This is a genomic window from Pseudomonas sp. GW823-FHT04A03 (genome assembly GCF_058796615.1).
Genome location: NZ_JBXAIV010000013.1, coordinates 83,771 through 100,142, shown reverse-complemented (window position 1 = coordinate 100,142; position 16,372 = coordinate 83,771). Strand labels below are relative to the sequence as shown.

Genomic DNA, 16,372 nt, shown 5'->3' with positions numbered 1-16,372 from the left:
TTGGCGGGCATGAAACTTTCGTCATGGCCACCATGCGTGATGGCCATGACGATCATCTCTAATCAAAGATCGTTGTAAAAAGGTTGCAACGGGCCTTCCGCCGCCGGCCGACCTTCAGCGCCATAAGGCTTGAGATTGAGCAATGCATCCGTTGCCTGGCGGGTCGTGACTTTCGGACTGGCCGGGCGCTGGGTCACGGCATTTTCATCACCGACATGGCCCTGCGGAATCACCAGCGACGGATGATCGAATGGCGCCCGTTCCCAGGCAACGCGCGGATCGGTCAGGCCGACTTCCATGAATTTCACCAGGGCGTCGATTTCATCAGGCGTCAGGTTCAGCGCCGTCATGTCCGGATCGAGGTTGGAGGTGTTGTGCTGGTTCACCGCCGGGTGTTCGAAACCGCTGGTGTTGTTGGCATCCTCTCCGCGCCGGTCGCCACCACGGTTGTAGAACTCCATGACCTGTTTGAGCGTGGCGCGACTGCCGTTGTGGAAGTACGGCCCGGTCAGGGCGATGTTACGCAGGGTCGGCGTCTTGAACGCGCCATCGACCGAGTCGCGGAACCCGACATTCGGCTTCAGCGTGGCGTCGCACGGAATCGCTGCACTCAGCGGTGCTTCGAAGGTGCACACGTCGACATCCAGCGGATCGACCGAGCGGCCGCCCTGCAACACCGTGTTGTACTGACGGGTGAACGACCACGGATTGCCCCAGGCATCCGCACCACCGAGGGCCAGATCTTCCGAGGTCGGGCGGACACCGGTGTTGTAGAAGCCGTTGTCGTAGAGGGTCGTCAGGTTGTCGGCCATCACCATCCGTTCGATGCGCTCACGCGGGTGCATCAGCAAGCGGCTGGCGGCATTGGTCAGCTCAGCGCCGCCGTGACAATTGACGCATTTGCCCTTGCCGAGGAACAGGTTCATGCCCTCGACCTGCTGCGCGTTCATCGCGGTGTGATCGCCTTGCAGGTAAGCATCGATCGGTGCCTGATCGGAGATCAGCGTGGCTTCGTACATCTGAATTGCCAGGCCGAAGAACAGCGGGAAGTTGGCCTCCATCTGGGTGTACGGCGCGCCGCCCACCGAGACGTTTTGCGTGGCGTTCCACAACCGGGGCTGGAAGGCATTCTTGATTAGTTCGCGATAGGTCGGCCGCCGAGCGCCGGACACTGGGCCGAGCACAGAGTCACTGGACGAGATCCGCTGCTGCTTGAGCATCAGCGTGTCGAGCATCCTGCGACCGATGTCGGCAAAGGTGCGACCGCCGCAGGACATTTCCACAGGACTGCCGGGTGGACCGACGGCTTGCGAGGCGGCAGAGGCATCGTTGAGTGCCAGCCTGACTTTGGTCGCGACCGTGCTGCGTTCACTGGTCACGTAGATCCCCGCATCCGGGTCGCGATTGCCAAACGGCGAAAACCCGTTGAACACGTTGTTGGCCCGACCGTCCCAAAAGTTGCGCACGTTGAATGCGGCGTTGATCACCGACGGCGCGTTGCGACCGGTGCTGCGGCGAACATTGATGCCGCCGACCTGGAACAGGCCGTCCGGCTGCTGGGTGCATTTGTCGAACCGCGGCTGATTGGGTTTGACGAAGTTGGCATCGAACACGCCTTGGGAACCGACCACATCGTCAGTCGAGTAGACGATCGGCGAGTTGCGTTCCAGCGGATTGCTCAGCACATGAGTCGGAAAGTCGGTTTTCTTCAGCGTGTAGTTCGGGCCGCCCTTGCCGCCGGACAACGTGGCGTAGGTCGCCACGTCGCCGGGAATGTCGGAGGCCACAAACGGCTTGTTGAAAATCGACGCGACGTTGGCGTTGGTGTTGGCCTGACCGGGGTTGAGCTGGTTGGTGATGCGGTGATCGACACCGGCATGGTAGTGGCAGGACGCACATGCGGTGGCGCCGTCGCTGCCGATCTCCATGTCCCAGAACAACGCCTTGCCCAACAAGATTGCGGCAGAACGGTTGAGCACGTAGTCGGTCATCAGGTCGACCTTGCGTCCGCCTTCGGTCCCGGACGGATCCGGCGGCACCATGCCACGCAAGGATTGCAGCGACGGCACCTCCGGCACGGGAGGATCGACTTCGGCGGGGTCGGCGGCCCATGCGCTGTGGACTGATAGCGCAACGGGTAACCAGAAGGTCAAACGAGCGAGTCGACTGATGTTCATAGGCTTCACCCTGACTGTTGTTGTTAAGTGCCGGGCGTCATGCTTCTTTGAGCAGGCAGTTCTGGTTAGCACCGGTAATTCGGGCAGTGCAATTAATTGGCCACTCCTCTGGAAACATCTTGAATCAATCAGGACAGGGCATCGGCTGAGCAAAACCGTCATCAATGCTGGGGAATCAGCCCCGGGATTGGGGAAATCCGGGCACAAAAAAACCGCTGCCCCGAAGGAGCAGCGGTTTCTGGAACGACCGCGTTGAGGCTTAGTAGCCCAGCGAGAAGTTTTCTTCCTTCATGTCCATCAGGTTGTTGGCACCCGACAGCATGGTTGCCACGTGCGTACGGGTACGCGGCAGGATGCGCTGGAAGTAGAAGCGCGCGGTTTGCAGCTTGGCGGTGTAGAAGGCCTCGTCGGTGGTGCCGGCAGCCAGTTTTTCAGCAGCCAGACGCGCCATGTCAGCCCAGAAGTAGGCCAGGCAGGCGTAGCCGGAGTACATCAGGTAGTCCACGGAGGCCGCGCCGACTTCTTCGCGATCTTTCATGGCGGCCATACCGACCTTCATGGTCAGCTCGCCCCACTCTTTGTTCAGTGCAGCCAACGGGGCGACGAATTCTTTAACAGCTTCGTTGCCTTCGTTGTTCTGGCAGAACTTGTGGACGATCTTGGTGAAGCCTTTCAGAGCCTCGCCTTGAGTCATCAGCACTTTACGGCCCAGCAGGTCGAGTGCCTGGATGCCGGTGGTGCCTTCGTACAGCATCGAGATGCGGCTGTCGCGAACGTTCTGCTCCATGCCCCACTCGGCGATGAAGCCGTGGCCGCCGTAGATCTGTACGCCGTGGTTGGCGGATTCGAAACCGACTTCGGTCATGAACGCTTTGGCGATCGGAGTCATGAAGGCCAGCAGTGCGTCGGCTTTCTTCTTCTCTTCTTCGTCCACGCCGTATTTGACGATGTCGACCTGTTTGGCGGTGAAGTACACCATCGCACGGTTGCCTTCGGCGAATGCCTTCATGGTCAACAGCATGCGGCGTACGTCTGGGTGAACGATGATCGGGTCAGCAGCCTTGTCCGGCGCTTTCGGCCCAGTCAGGGAACGCATTTGCAGGCGATCGCGAGCGTATTTCAGGCCGCCCTGGAAGCCGATTTCGGCGTGGGCCAGACCTTGCAGCGCGGTACCCAGACGTGCGGTGTTCATGAAGGTGAACATGCAGTTCAGGCCTTTGTTCGCCGGGCCGATCAGGAAACCGGTCGCGCCGTCGAAGTTCATCACGCAAGTTGCGTTGCCGTGGATGCCCATCTTGTGTTCGATCGAACCGCAGGTCACGGCGTTGCGTGCACCGACGGTGCCATCGGCATTCGGCATGAACTTCGGAACGATGAACAGGGAAATACCTTTGGTGCCGGCCGGTGCATCCGGCAGGCGGGCCAGCACGATGTGGACGATGTTGTCGGCCATGTCGTGTTCACCGGCCGAGATGAAGATCTTGGTGCCGGAAACTTTGTAGGAACCGTCGGCCTGAGGTTCGGCCTTGGTGCGCAGCATGCCCAGGTCGGTGCCGCAGTGCGGTTCGGTCAGGCACATGGTGCCGGTCCATTCGCCGGAGACCAGTTTGGTCAGATAGGCTTCTTGCTGCTCTGGGGTGCCGTGCTCGGAGATGGTGTTCATCGCGCCGTGCGACAGGCCTGGGTACATGCCCCACGACCAGTTGGCTTCGCCGACCATCTCGCTGACTGCCAGACCCAGCGACTCAGGCAGACCCTGACCGCCGTGCTCGACGTCATGGGCCAGGCTTGGCCAGCCGCCTTCCACGAATTGCTTGTAGGCCTCTTTGAAGCCGGCCGGGGTTTTCACGCCGGACTCGCTCCACGTGCAACCTTCGATGTCGCCCACGCGGTTCAGCGGTGCCAGCACCTGCTCACAAAACTTGGCGCCCTCTTCGAGAATGGCGTCAACCATGTCCGGCGTTGCGTCTGCGCACGCTGGAAGGCTCTGATAGTGCGCTTCGTAGCCGAGCAGTTCGTCACGAACGAAGCGAATATCACGCAAGGGGGCCTTGTAGTCAGGCATAGCGATAAACCTCTGCTGATGTAACCGGGAATGAACGACCGCGTTGATTTGTTGTGACGGTCAAACAGTTGTTTGAAACATACGTTTACGCCGAAATCTTGTCAAGCGTCGTTCTTTTGCCATTCGTCATCACATTTTCCGAACGCCGGACACAGCATCGCGACATGCGCCCGACCGAGCCATGTGCACTGAAAAAAGATTAGTTGAGGGAGAAGGACTTACAACGAAAAACGCCGCGAACAGTCGCGGCGTCTGGCAAAGCGCGGATCAAAAAATCAGGCGAACGTATCGATGATCGTACCGAGCATTTCATCGGAAGCCTTGGCGACTTTCACGCCCAGTTCCGCCTGAAACTTGCCTTGGGCCATCTCGACCATGTTGCTCGCCAGGTCCGATTGCTGGGCGCGATCCACGGAACGCAGACGATCGACCTGCACTTCCGAAGACTGGCTGGTAACCGAACGCTCGATGGTGCTGCTGGCGATCTGGCTGGCGGCCTGATCGACGCGGTTCTGCCCGGTCTGAATGGTACTCAGACCTGCATAAAAAGCTGTGTTTCCGGAGATTTCCATGGGAGCTCTCATCCTTGGGAAGGATCAATGGGTGCCATTGAACCAGAGGTGTCAGAAAAACACCCGTCAAAAACACTAATGGCACAGTGCCTTGTCATAGCCAAAATCAGTCGAGCAGATCCAGTTGCAAGTGATCGGCAACCGCCTCGGCGCTGACCGCCTTGAGTTTCGGCACCCGCCCCAGACACGGCGCCGGAATCCGCTCGGCGAGTGTCGCCAGGTTTTCCTCCAGTCGCGACGTCTTCGGATCAATGATGTTCGCCACCCATCCCGCCAGTTGCAGCCCGTCCCGGGCAATCGCCTCGGCCGTCAGCAGCGCATGGCTGATGCAACCCAGACGCACACCGACCACCAGAATCACCGGCAACCTCAGCGCAATCGCCAGATCCGACAGATTGTCCTGATCCGCCAACGGCACCCGCCAGCCACCCGCGCCTTCGATCAGCGTGAAGTCGGCATTCATGGCCAGAATCTCGCGCATCGGCGCCAGCAACGATTGCACGGTCATCGCCACACCCGCCTCGCGCGCAGCCAGATGCGGCGCGATCGCTGGCTCGAACGCCACCGGGTTGACCTGTTGATACGTCAACGGCAACGAGCATTCGGCCTGCAACGCCAGCGCATCGGAATTGCGCAGGCCTCTGGGCGTCACCACACAACCGGACGCCACCGGTTTACCCGCTGCCGTGCTCAATCCCGCCGACCGCGCAGCGTGCAGCAACCCGGCGGCGACGGTGGTCTTGCCAACGTCAGTGTCGGTTCCGGTGATGAAATAGGCTGCGCTCATAAGGGTTTCTCCAACACGGCGTAGACCACCTGATAAGTCGCCGGCAAGCCCTGCGGCTGACGGAACTGCTCGTAGGCTTCGACCAGCCCCAGAATCCGCGCCCGACCGGTCAATCCGCCCGGCCGACCGGGGTTCAAGTTATGCGCGCCCAAGGCCTTGAGTTCATGGGTCAGGCTGCGCACATCCGGGTAATGCAGCACATGTGGCCGGTTCTCCAGACAAACATTGCGCAAGCCACTGGCCGCGCACAATTGCTCATAGCGGGCGAACTCGCGGAAGCGGTTGACGTGCACCAGGCCATCGACCTGACGCCAGCTGTCGCGCAATTCGTACAGCGTCCCTACACAAAGACTAGCAAACGCGAAAATCCCGCCCGGTTTCAGCACCCGAAACGCTTCGCCGAGCACCGCTTCGAAGTCCGCGCACCACTGCACGGCGAGGCTGGAGAAGATCAGATCACACGTCGAATCCTGCAACGGCAAACGTTCGGCATCGCCAGCAATGAAGTGTGTGGCCCCGCCCAACGGCCGCGCGTGATTGAGCATGCCCTCAGCAATATCCAGCGCCAGCCCCTCACCAAATCGCTCGGCCAGCGCCCGGGTGAAATACCCGGTGCCGCAGCCCAGATCCAGCCAGCGGGCCGGACGAAAATCCACCGGCAAGCGATTCATCAACTGCGTACCGACATCGCGCTGCAACTCGGCGACGCTGTCATAGCTGGCCGCTGCGCGAGAAAAAGAAGCCGCGACCTGGCGCTTGTCAGGCAAGCCGCCGGGCAACGCCGCAACAGACAAATCAGTCATCACCGCACTCACTTAAAAACGCCTGGATCGCACCCGCTACACCGTGGGGGTCTTCCAGAAGAAACGCATGGCTGGCCTGTTCGATCAGACCAACTTCGACGTCCGCCAGCAACGCGAACAACTCGCCCGCGGCCTCCGCCGGCACCAACCCGTCCAGCCCGCCAAACAGATGCAATTGCGGGCCACGAAACGCCTGCAAGGCTTCACGCGTATCGATCTGGGTCAACAGTTCAAGTCCCGCCATCAAAGTGGCCGGCGAGGTATTCGGCGCGCCGCCGAGCAACAGCCGCGACAAGCCGCGCGAATCTTGTGCGCCTTGAGCGCACAGCAGAGAGAATCGTTTGAGGGTCGTGCGCGGGTCTGCGCTGCAGCCGGCCAGAAACGCATCGAAGGTCTCGCCGGGCATCGCGCTCGGCCACTGTTCATGGGCGACAAACGAAGGATTGCTCGCCAGGGTCAGCAAGCCGCAGCAATGTTCACCGCGCCGCGCCGCCAGCTCGGAAGCGAGCATGCCGCCCAGCGACCAGCCGCCGAGCCAGGCATCTTCGGGGATGCGCTCATCGAGTTCGTCGAGCCAGTCGTTCAGATCGCTGGAGTCCAGCTCCGGCAACGGCTCGATGTCGACCTGCAGGTGTTCGTCGAGTCCGCGCAACGCAGCGGCCAGCGGCTCCAGCGGCGAAACGCCGAGCCCCCAGCCCGGTAGCAGAATCAGGCGATCACGCATGGCTTGGCTCCGACTTGAGTTGCGCAAAGCAATCGGCCAGTCCTTCTAACAATAGCTGCACCTGCGCCTCGCTGTGGGCAGCGGTCAGCGTCACCCGCAACCGCGCGCTGCCGGCAGGCACGGTCGGCGGACGGATCGCGGTGACCATCAGCCCACGCTCGCGCAGCATCTGCGACAGACGTACCGCGCGGCCGGCATCGCCTATCAGGATCGGCTGGATCGGCGTGAAGCTGTCCATCAGTTCCAGACCTATCTGCTCGGCGCCGTGGCGGAACTGGCGGATCAGCGTCTGCAGATGCTCGCGACGCCAGTGCTCGCTACGCAGCAGTTCCAGACTTCTCAATGTTGCACAGGCCAGCGCTGGCGGCTGGCTGGTGGTATAGATGTACGGCCGGGCGAACTGGATCAGGCTTTCGATCAGTTCTTCACTGCCGGCCACAAAGGCGCCAGCCGTACCGAACGCTTTGCCGAGCGTGCCGACCAGCACTGGCACGTCCTCCTGGCTCAATCCGAAATGCTCGACAATCCCGCCACCGTTTGCCCCCAGCGGACCGAAACCGTGGGCGTCATCGACCATCAGCCACGCGCCTTTGGCCTTGGTTTCCCGGGCCAGCGCCGGCAGATCGGCAAGATCGCCGTCCATGCTGAACACGCCGTCAGTAACCACCAAAGTATTGCCGGTGGCTTTCTCCAGACGCTTGGCGAGACTGTCGGCGTCGTTGTGCAGATAGCGATTGAAGCGCGCGCCGGACAACAGTCCGGCATCCAGCAACGACGCATGATTGAGCCGGTCTTCCAGCACCGTATCGCCCTGCCCGACCAATGCGGTGACCGCGCCAAGGTTGGCCATGTAACCGGTGGTGAACAACAGCGCACGCGGCCGTCCGGTGAGATCCGCCAAAGCCTCCTCAAGCGCGTGATGCGGGCCGCTGTGGCCGATCACCAGATGCGAGGCACCGCCGCCGACGCCCCACTTCGAGGCACCAGCGCGCCAGGCTTCGATCACTTGCGGATGATTGGCCAGGCCCAGGTAATCGTTGTTGCAGAACGCCAGCAACGGCTGACCGTCGACCACCACTTGCGGCCCTTGCGGGCTTTCAAGCAGCGGTCGCTGGCGATAGAGGTTTTCGGCACGACGAGCAGCAAGGCGTGCGGCGAGATCGAAAGACATGCAAGCCTCGACATTCAAGTGACACAGATCCCTTGTGGGAGCGAGCCTGCTCGCGAAGAGGCCTTCACATCCGACATCAATGTCGACTGAAGCACCGCTTTCGCGAGCAAGCTCGCTCCCACAGGGGTTTGCATTCCTTCAGAGGAATCCGCGCAGGTTTTTACACCGCCGCGTTGTAGAACTGCTCGCTGCTCTTCTGCTCCACCAGCGCCTGCTCAATGGCGGCCTGATGCACTTCGTCGGCATGTTCTTCGCGGGCTTCTGGCTGAATGCCCAGACGTGCGAACAACTGCATGTCCTTGTCGGCCTGCGGGTTGGCGGTGGTCAGCAGTTTGTCGCCGTAGAAGATCGAGTTGGCGCCGGCGAAGAACGCCAGGGCCTGCATCTGCTCGTTCATCGCTTCGCGGCCGGCGGACAGGCGCACGTGGGATTGCGGCATGAGGATGCGCGCCACGGCGAGCATGCGGATGAAGTCGAACGGATCGACGTCGTCGGCGTTTTCCAGCGGCGTGCCGGCAACTTTCACCAGCATGTTGATCGGCACCGACTCCGGATGCTCCGGCAGATTGGCCAGCTGGATCAGCAGGTTCGCACGGTCATCGAGGGACTCGCCCATGCCGAGAATGCCGCCGGAGCAGATCTTCATCCCCGCATCGCGCACGTAGGCCAGCGTCTGCAGGCGCTCGCTGTAGGTGCGGGTAGTGATGATGCTGCCGTAGAACTCAGGCGAGGTATCGAGGTTGTGGTTGTAGTAGTCGAGCCCGGCCTTGGCCAGTGCTTCGGTCTGATCCTGATCTAGACGACCGAGGGTCATGCAGGTTTCCAGGCCCATGGCCTTCACGCCTTCGACCATCTTCAGCACGTAAGGCATGTCCTTGGCCGACGGGTGCTTCCACGCCGCGCCCATGCAGAAACGGGTCGAACCGATGGCCTTGGCGCGGGCAGCCTCTTCGAGGACTTTCTGCACTTCCATCAGCTTTTCTTTTTCCAGCCCGGTGTTGTAGTGACCGGACTGCGGACAATATTTGCAATCTTCCGGGCAGGCGCCGGTCTTGATCGACAGCAGGGTGGAAACCTGGACGCGGTTGGCGTCGAAATGCGCGCGGTGCACCGTCTGCGCCTGGAAAAGCAAGTCGTTGAATGGCTGAACGAAGAGTGCTTTGACTTCGGCCAAAGTCCAGTCGTGACGCAGGGTGGCAGTGGTGCTGGCGCTCATGGGCGATTCCTTGGTTATGCTTGGCTGGCGCCTGGGGAAACGGAATACCCACAGGCACGACACGGATGTTCGGCATATTTAAGGAAGAGTCATGCGCTGTCAACCACACTACGAAAGGACGGTTTACATCTGGTTAAAAAACAAACAGAACTGTTTGTTGTGCGACGAGCCGGCAGATGCGCCAATCCCGATCTGCACCGCCTGCGAAACCGATCTGCCGTGGCTGGGCGATCAATGCCTGACCTGCGCCCTGCCCTTGCCCGCTGACGGCCTGACCTGTGGGGGCTGCTTGCAGGATCCGCCGGCCTTTGAACAGGTGGCCGCGCCATGGGCTTATGGTTTTCCGGTGGACACTCTGATCACCCGCTTCAAGCACAACGCCAAATGGCCGCTTGGCCACTTGCTCGCCGACGTTCTCGGCGAGTTCCTGCAACATCGCTTCGAAGAAAATCTGCCTCGCCCGGACGCCCTGCTGCCGGTTCCGCTCGCACCAAGACGCTTGCGTCAGCGTGGCTTCAATCAAGCGGCGATGCTGGCGCAGTGGCTGGGCAAGTCACTCGACCTGCCTTACGAGGAACACTGCCTGTTGCGCGTGCAGGATACCGACGCCCAGCAGGCCCTCAACGCAAAGGCTCGTAAACGCAATCTGCGTCACGCCTTCGCCTTAAGTCCCGATGCTCAAGTGCGAGGTCGACACCTGGCCTTGGTCGACGACGTGCTGACCACCGGCGCCACCGCCCAGGCGCTGGCCCGTTTGCTGATGGACGCCGGCGCCGCGCGGGTGGATGTGTACTGCCTGGCCCGCACGCCAAAACCCGGCGACGCGGCTTGACGGATACGCCTCAAGCCGCCAACGTCCTCCCTCAACCCTTCAGCACAAAGCGTCCGCCATGTCCCTGCCCTCTCTGTTGTCCCAGCACATCGTCCGCCGTCCGCAGCGCATCGCCTTGCTGCAACACATCGCCGAACAGGGTTCGATCACCCGCGCCGCAAAAAGCGCCGGCCTGAGTTACAAGGCGGCGTGGGATGCCATCGATGAGCTGAACAACCTCGCGCAAAAGCCTCTGGTCGAGCGAGCGGTCGGCGGCAAGGGCGGCGGTGGCGCCAAACTGTCAAGCGAAGGCGAGCGGGTGCTGCGCCTCTATCAAAAGCTGCAAGCCTTGCAGGCCCAGGTGCTGGAAGCGGCCGAGGACGCCAGCGATCTGGACCTGCTCGGTCGGCTGATGCTAAGGACCAGCGCGCGCAATCAGCTTCACGGCAAAGTCGTGCTGATCGAAGGTCAGGGCCGCAATGACCTGATCCGCCTCGAACTGGCCGAAGGTCTGTCGATCGATGCGCAGATCACCCACGACAGCACCGTGCACCTGGAGCTGCAACCGGGCACCGAAGTGGTGGCGCTGATCAAGGCTGGCTGGCTCGAATTGCTCGCACCAGAGGCCACGCCTGCCGTCGGCCACAACCTCTTGAGCGGTCGGATCGAGGCGATTCTCGACGCCGAGGACGGCCCGAGCGAAGTGCGCATCGCCCTGCCCAACGGCCAGACCTTGTGTGCGCTGGCCGAACCGCTGGACTTGCGCACCCGTGGCCTGACGGTCGAGCAACCGGTGCAGGTGCAGTTTTCCCCGTCCAATGTGCTGCTGGGGACGCCGCTCTAAACAGCGCTGCAACGAAAGCGTCATCGACCCGCATTAAGGTGGCTGCCAAAACCATGCAGGGAGCCTGATGTGAGCCTATTAGAAGAAAACCAATCCACAGACCTGGAAAAAATGGTCGGCCTGAGCCGTCGCGGTTTCATCAGCGCCGGCGCGCTGTGCGGCGCAGCGATGTTCCTCGGCGGCAACCTGCTGAGCCGCAGCGTGCTGGCCGCCAGTGTCAGCGCCGGCAACAGCCGCCTGCTCGGCTTCGACAGCATTCCGGCAGCCACCACCGACGTCATCAGCCTGCCCAAAGGCTACAAGTCGTCTGTGCTGATCAGCTGGGGCCAGCCGCTGCAAAAGAATGGCCCGGCCTTCGACCCGAGCGGCAATGGCACCGCAGCTGCACAGGAAGTGCAGTTCGGCGACAACAACGACGGCATGAGCCTGTTCGAGTTTCCCGGCGAGAAAAACCGTGCGTTGATGGCGATCAACAACGAATACACCAACTACCGCTACCTCTATCCGCACGGCGGCATGCCGCAATCGGCCGAAGACGTGCGCAAGGCCCTGGCCTGCGAAGGCGTGTCGGTGATTGAGGTGCAGCGCAAGAACGGCCAGTGGCAGTTCGTTCAGGGCTCGCGCTACAACCGGCGCATCCACGGCAACTCGCCGCTGCGTATCAGCGGCCCGGCCGCCGGCCACGAGCTGATGAAAACCAGCGCCGACAAGCACGGCAAGAAAGTTCTCGGCACCTTCCAGAACTGCGCCAACGGCAAGACGCCATGGGGCACTTATCTGACCTGCGAAGAGAACTTCACCGACTGCTTCGGCAGCAGCAACGCCCAGCAACAGTTCGACCCGGCGCAGAAGCGCTACGGCGTGTCGGCCGCCAGCCGTGAGATCAACTGGCATCCATTCGATCCGCGCTTCGACATGGCGAAGAACCCGAACGAGCTCAACCGTCACGGCTGGGTCGTGGAGATCGATCCGTTCGACCCGCAATCGACCCCGGTCAAACGCACCGCGCTGGGCCGCTTCAAACATGAAAACGCCGCTCTGGCCGAGACCGACGACGGTCGCGCCGTGGTGTACATGGGCGACGACGAACGCGGCGAGTTCATCTACAAATTCGTCAGCCGCGACAAGATCAATCACCGCAACGCCAAAGCCAACCGCGACATCCTCGATCACGGCACGCTGTACGTGGCCAAGTTCGACAACGGTGACAGCAACCCTGATCACCCGAAAGGCCAGGGCCAGTGGATCGAACTGACTCACGGCAAGAACGGCATCGACGCCAGCAGCGGTTTTGCCGATCAGGCTGAAGTGCTGATTCACGCGCGTCTCGCCGCCAGCGTGGTCGGCGCCACGCGCATGGACCGTCCGGAATGGATCGTGGTCAGCCCGAAAGACGGCCAGGTCTATTGCACCCTGACCAACAACGCCAAGCGCGGCGAGGACGGGCAACCGGTGGGCGGGCCGAACCCGCGCGAGAAGAACGTCTACGGCCAGATCCTGCGCTGGCGTACCGACCGCGACGATCACGCAGCGAAGACCTTCGCCTGGGATCTGTTCGTGGTGGCCGGCAACCCGGGCGTCCATGCTGGTACACCAAAAGGCGGTTCGTCGAATATCACCCCGCAGAACATGTTCAACAGCCCGGACGGCCTCGGTTTCGACAAGGCCGGACGGTTGTGGATTCTCACCGACGGCGATTCGAGCAACGCTGGTGATTTTGCCGGGATGGGCAACAACCAGATGCTCTGCGCCGATCCTGCGACCGGTGAGATTCGCCGGTTCATGGTCGGGCCGATCGGTTGCGAGGTCACCGGGATCAGCTTCTCGCCGGATCAGAAAACCCTGTTCGTCGGGATTCAGCACCCGGGCGAGAACGGCGGTTCGACCTTCCCCGAGCACCTGCCGAACGGCAAGCCACGGTCATCGGTGATGGCGATTACCCGTGAGGATGGCGGGATCGTCGGCGCCTGATCGGGCGACGCTCTGATCGTTCCCGTGCGCTGCGCGGGAACGATCCCACTCAAGACAGTCCGTCTGCGCTACCATGCTGAGCCGGACGCGGCAGCCTGCTGCGCGCAGGAGTCAGCATGGCCCACCCGTTTGAAACCCTCACCCCAGACCTCGTGCTCGATGCCGTTGAAAGCATCGGTTTCCTGAGCGACGCGCGCATCCTGGCGCTCAACAGTTATGAAAACCGCGTCTATCAGGTCGGCATCGAAGACTCGGAACCGCTGATCGCCAAGTTCTATCGCCCGCAGCGCTGGACCAACGAAGCGATTCTGGAGGAGCACCAGTTCACCTTCGAACTGGCCGACGTCGAGATCCCGGTGGTGGCGCCGCTGATCCACAACGGCGAAACCCTGCACGAACACGCCGGTTTTCGTTTCACCCTGTTTCCCCGTCGCGGTGGCCGGGCGCCGGAACCGGGCAATCTCGACCAGTTGTATCGCCTCGGCCAGTTGCTCGGGCGCATGCACGCGGTCGGCGGGACCAAACCGTTCGAGCACCGCGAGGCGCTGGTGGTGAAGAACTTCGGCCATGACTCGCTGACCACCCTGCTGGAAGGCAACTTCATTCCCAAGAGCCTGCTGCCGGCCTACGAATCGGTCGCCCGCGATCTGCTCAAGCGTGTCGAAGACGTCTACGCCAACACGCCGCACCAGAACATCCGCATGCATGGCGACTGCCACCCCGGCAACATGATGTGCCGCGACGAGATGTTCCACATCGTCGACCTCGACGACTGCCGCATGGGCCCGGCGGTGCAGGACATCTGGATGATGCTCGCCGGCGACCGTCAGGATTGTCTGGGACAGTTGTCGGAATTGATGGACGGCTACAACGAATTCCACGACTTCGACCCGCGCGAACTGGCGCTGATCGAACCGTTGCGCGCCCTGCGCCTGATGCATTACAGCGCGTGGTTGGCACGACGCTGGGACGACCCGGCGTTTCCCCGCAGCTTTCCTTGGTTCGGCAGCGAGCGGTATTGGGGCGATCAGGTACTGGCGTTGCGTGAGCAACTGTCGGCGCTGAACGAAGAGCCGTTGAAGCTTTTCTGACACGACACGTCTATACAACTGCCCGTACAATCGCTGCTTTGTTAGCTGCCTAAGCAAGGATTCTGCATGCAAGCCGCCAACCCGCGTCGCGGGTACATTCTGGGCCTTAGCGCCTACATCATCTGGGGACTGTTCCCGCTCTACTTCAAAGCCATCGCCGAAGTGCCGGCGGTGGAAATCATCATCCACCGGGTGCTGTGGTCGGCGCTGTTCGGCGCGTTGCTGTTGATGGTGTGGAAGCATCCCGGCTGGTGGCAAGAGCTGCGCGACAACCCGAAACGCCTGGCGATTCTTGCGCTCAGCGGCACCTTGATCGCGGCCAACTGGCTGACCTACGTCTGGTCGGTGAACAACGGCCGGATGCTGGAAGCGAGCCTCGGTTACTACATCAACCCACTGGTCAACGTACTGCTCGGCATGCTGATCCTCGGCGAACGCCTGCGGCGCATGCAGTGGCTGGCGGTCGGTCTGGCAGCGGTCGGCGTTGCACAGCAGGTGTGGCAGGTCGGCAGCCTGCCGTGGGTGTCGCTGGTGCTGGCGCTGACCTTCGGTTTCTACGGGCTGATCCGCAAGCAGGCACCGGTCAAGGCGCTGCCGGGGCTGGTGGTGGAAACCTGGATGCTGGTGCCGATCGCTCTCGCGTGGCTGCTGTTCAATCCGACCGCGACCAGCGCCCAGGCCGAGTTCTGGACCACTTCGGAAGCCTGGTGGCTGGTGGCGGCCGGTCCGGTGACGCTGGTGCCGCTGGTGTGCTTCAACGCGGCGGCGCGGCATCTGCCCTACACCACCCTCGGTTTCCTGCAATACCTGGCGCCGACTTTGGTGCTGCTGCAAGCCGTGCTGTTGTTCGGCGAGCACTTGTCGTCCAGCACGCTGATCGCCTTCATGTTTATCTGGGCCGGTCTGGCGGTGTATAGCGTCGATGCGTGGCTGAGCTTGCGTCGGCGTAGCTGATCAAAAAACGCACAAACCTCCACAGGCCACGGTTCTCGTGGCCTGTATCGTTCCTTCCCAAGGTTATCCACAGCGTGATCCCCGCCGTTTGTGCGCAAGTCACTGAATGCTGGCGGTTTTTTGATCAATCTTCGCCAAGGCACGGCGGACGTGGCCTGGCGGTCAATCTCTACAGGTTATCCACAGGCAGGTGCACGTTTAAACTGGATAACCCGATCCGTCTTCACAGGTCGGTGCGCAGCACCAATTCCACCATCAAGTCATCAGCCAGGGTTTCCAGGCGCGATTGCAGCACATCCAGCGACAGGGTCAGCGGCACCGCGAGAATCGCCTCGGCGTGGAACAGCGGTTCGCTGCTCATCGGCGCCGGGCGCACTTCGGTTACCAGCCGCTCCAGGTTCACGCCCTGCTCGCTCAGCAGCCGGGTGATATCGCGCACGATGCCCGGTCGGTCATTACCCACCAGCTCCATGGCGATCGGCTTCCAGGTGCAGGCCTGCTCGATACCGCTTTCGGCCACCAGCACGCGAATGCCCTGCGCCGACAGTGCTTGTAGGGCATCGACTAATTCGTCGTAAGCCTCCGCCGGTACGCCGACCCTCAGGATCCCGGCGAACTGTCCGGCCATCCGTGACATGCGGCTTTCCAGCCAGTTACCGCCGTGTTCAGCGATGCATTGGGCGATGCGCTCGACCTGCCCGGGCTTGTCCGGGGCGAAGACGGTGAGTACGAGGTGATCCATGGCGCAGCCCTCTTGTCATGACTTTTGTTATAGAAAAGCAAGTATAGGCAAGCGTTCGACAGACGCCTCAGACGCTCGAAATCACAAATCGTGTACAACTTTTTATATTTAGCTGGAACAATCCATTGGTTTTTTGAGAACATCCCGTTCCGCGCCGTGACCGCAATGCGTCATGGGGTCGCAGAACGACGTAATTAGTCTGATTTTCACAACCGCAACTCATCATGTAGTATGCCGCAGCGCGCACTACATAACGCTGGATCGATGTCTGCCCAAGGCACGTTCGCAACCCTGAAAGCCCCGTCAGCAAGGCCCCCAAGCCGTTGATTGGTCCCAGCCCAGCCGCCAGCGATGGCATGTACTGGTCGAGGGGTTTGTGGTTTAAATGGCCAGAGGCTTCATTGTTAAATTGAAGAGCTGAAAAGCGAAATAGCTGAGCAGAGT

At 61.6% G+C, this 16,372-nt stretch carries 14 protein-coding genes; 5 read left to right on the top strand and 9 right to left on the bottom strand.

All coding sequences use genetic code 11. The annotated features are described in order from the left end of the window. Positions 1-62 precede the first annotated feature (62 nt). The 8 genes from AC1Q9F_RS25070 to bioB all read right to left on the bottom strand — a co-directional run bounded on the left by AC1Q9F_RS25070 (position 63) and on the right by bioB (position 9,515). Entirely contained in the window at positions 63-2,177 is a 2,115-nt protein-coding gene (locus AC1Q9F_RS25070; RefSeq protein WP_492621164.1) for a cytochrome-c peroxidase, read from the bottom strand. A gap of 259 nt (positions 2,178-2,436) precedes the next feature. After that, entirely contained in the window at positions 2,437-4,242 is a 1,806-nt protein-coding gene (locus AC1Q9F_RS25065) for a phenylacyl-CoA dehydrogenase (RefSeq protein ID WP_492621163.1), read from the bottom strand. 275 nt (positions 4,243-4,517) lie between these two features. After that, a complete protein-coding gene (locus tag AC1Q9F_RS25060) occupies positions 4,518-4,814 on the bottom strand; it encodes a hypothetical protein (RefSeq protein ID WP_007959856.1) in 297 nt (98 codons plus the stop codon). Positions 4,815-4,920: 106 nt separating this feature from the next. Beyond that, a complete protein-coding gene (gene bioD, locus AC1Q9F_RS25055) occupies positions 4,921-5,601 on the bottom strand; it encodes a dethiobiotin synthase (RefSeq protein WP_492621162.1) in 681 nt (226 codons plus the stop codon). Then, positions 5,598-6,404 carry a malonyl-ACP O-methyltransferase BioC gene (bioC, locus tag AC1Q9F_RS25050; RefSeq protein WP_492621161.1) on the bottom strand — a complete coding sequence of 269 codons (807 nt, stop codon included), beginning with the start codon at positions 6,402-6,404 and terminating at the stop codon, positions 5,598-5,600. Before bioC ends, bioD begins: the two co-directional genes overlap by 4 nt. Next, on the bottom strand, positions 6,397-7,128 hold the full coding sequence (locus AC1Q9F_RS25045) for an alpha/beta fold hydrolase (protein ID WP_492621160.1): 732 nt from the start codon (positions 7,126-7,128) through the stop codon (positions 6,397-6,399). The genes bioC and AC1Q9F_RS25045 overlap by 8 nt, the downstream gene beginning before the upstream one ends. Beyond that, positions 7,121-8,299 (bottom strand): 8-amino-7-oxononanoate synthase, encoded by a 1,179-nt coding sequence (bioF, locus tag AC1Q9F_RS25040; RefSeq protein WP_492621159.1) that lies wholly within the window; start codon positions 8,297-8,299, stop codon positions 7,121-7,123. Before bioF ends, AC1Q9F_RS25045 begins: the two co-directional genes overlap by 8 nt. Positions 8,300-8,459: 160 nt before the next feature. Then, on the bottom strand, positions 8,460-9,515 hold the full coding sequence (bioB, locus tag AC1Q9F_RS25035) for a biotin synthase BioB (RefSeq protein ID WP_007959840.1): 1,056 nt from the start codon (positions 9,513-9,515) through the stop codon (positions 8,460-8,462). A 91-nt stretch (positions 9,516-9,606) separates the two neighbouring features. Between bioB and AC1Q9F_RS25030 the strand changes: the two genes are divergently transcribed. The 5 genes from AC1Q9F_RS25030 (at position 9,607) to rarD (ending at position 15,186) form a co-directional block, all read left to right on the top strand. Beyond that, a complete protein-coding gene (locus tag AC1Q9F_RS25030) occupies positions 9,607-10,347 on the top strand; it encodes a ComFC family protein (RefSeq protein ID WP_492621158.1) in 741 nt (246 codons plus the stop codon). A 58-nt stretch (positions 10,348-10,405) separates the two neighbouring features. Further along, positions 10,406-11,170, top strand: a complete 765-nt coding sequence (locus tag AC1Q9F_RS25025; RefSeq protein WP_115079425.1) for a TOBE domain-containing protein — start codon at positions 10,406-10,408, stop codon at positions 11,168-11,170. 69 nt (positions 11,171-11,239) lie between these two features. Further along, positions 11,240-13,141: a PhoX family protein gene (locus tag AC1Q9F_RS25020; protein ID WP_492621157.1), complete on the top strand. Its 1,902-nt coding sequence runs from the start codon at positions 11,240-11,242 to the stop codon at positions 13,139-13,141. A 116-nt stretch (positions 13,142-13,257) separates the two neighbouring features. Then, entirely contained in the window at positions 13,258-14,232 is a 975-nt protein-coding gene (locus AC1Q9F_RS25015; RefSeq protein WP_492621156.1) for a serine/threonine protein kinase, read from the top strand. Positions 14,233-14,298: 66 nt separating this feature from the next. After that, positions 14,299-15,186, top strand: a complete 888-nt coding sequence (gene rarD / locus AC1Q9F_RS25010) for an EamA family transporter RarD (RefSeq protein ID WP_007959831.1) — start codon at positions 14,299-14,301, stop codon at positions 15,184-15,186. Positions 15,187-15,409: 223 nt separating this feature from the next. Here the strand turns inward: rarD and AC1Q9F_RS25005 are convergent, their stop codons facing one another. Beyond that, a complete protein-coding gene (locus tag AC1Q9F_RS25005) occupies positions 15,410-15,928 on the bottom strand; it encodes a glycine cleavage system transcriptional repressor (RefSeq protein WP_011336250.1) in 519 nt (172 codons plus the stop codon). Positions 15,929-16,372: the final 444 nt, after the last annotated feature.

Bases quoted from the DNA above. Each gene is read 5' to 3' on its own strand.
- AC1Q9F_RS25030 (WP_492621158.1), top strand. From the start codon at position 9,607: ATGCGCTGTCAACCACACTACGAAAGGACGGTTTACATCTGGTTAAAA.
- AC1Q9F_RS25070 (WP_492621164.1), bottom strand. From the start codon at position 2,177: ATGAACATCAGTCGACTCGCTCGTTTGACCTTCTGGTTACCCGTTGCG.
- AC1Q9F_RS25045 (WP_492621160.1), bottom strand. From the start codon at position 7,128: ATGCGTGATCGCCTGATTCTGCTACCGGGCTGGGGGCTCGGCGTTTCG.
- rarD (WP_007959831.1), top strand. From the start codon at position 14,299: ATGCAAGCCGCCAACCCGCGTCGCGGGTACATTCTGGGCCTTAGCGCC.
- AC1Q9F_RS25065 (WP_492621163.1), bottom strand. From the start codon at position 4,242: ATGCCTGACTACAAGGCCCCCTTGCGTGATATTCGCTTCGTTCGTGAC.
- AC1Q9F_RS25060 (WP_007959856.1), bottom strand. From the start codon at position 4,814: ATGGAAATCTCCGGAAACACAGCTTTTTATGCAGGTCTGAGTACCATT.
- bioF (WP_492621159.1), bottom strand. From the start codon at position 8,299: ATGTCTTTCGATCTCGCCGCACGCCTTGCTGCTCGTCGTGCCGAAAAC.
- bioD (WP_492621162.1), bottom strand. From the start codon at position 5,601: ATGAGCGCAGCCTATTTCATCACCGGAACCGACACTGACGTTGGCAAG.
- AC1Q9F_RS25025 (WP_115079425.1), top strand. From the start codon at position 10,406: ATGTCCCTGCCCTCTCTGTTGTCCCAGCACATCGTCCGCCGTCCGCAG.
- AC1Q9F_RS25005 (WP_011336250.1), bottom strand. From the start codon at position 15,928: ATGGATCACCTCGTACTCACCGTCTTCGCCCCGGACAAGCCCGGGCAG.
- AC1Q9F_RS25015 (WP_492621156.1), top strand. From the start codon at position 13,258: ATGGCCCACCCGTTTGAAACCCTCACCCCAGACCTCGTGCTCGATGCC.
- bioB (WP_007959840.1), bottom strand. From the start codon at position 9,515: ATGAGCGCCAGCACCACTGCCACCCTGCGTCACGACTGGACTTTGGCC.
- bioC (WP_492621161.1), bottom strand. From the start codon at position 6,404: ATGACTGATTTGTCTGTTGCGGCGTTGCCCGGCGGCTTGCCTGACAAG.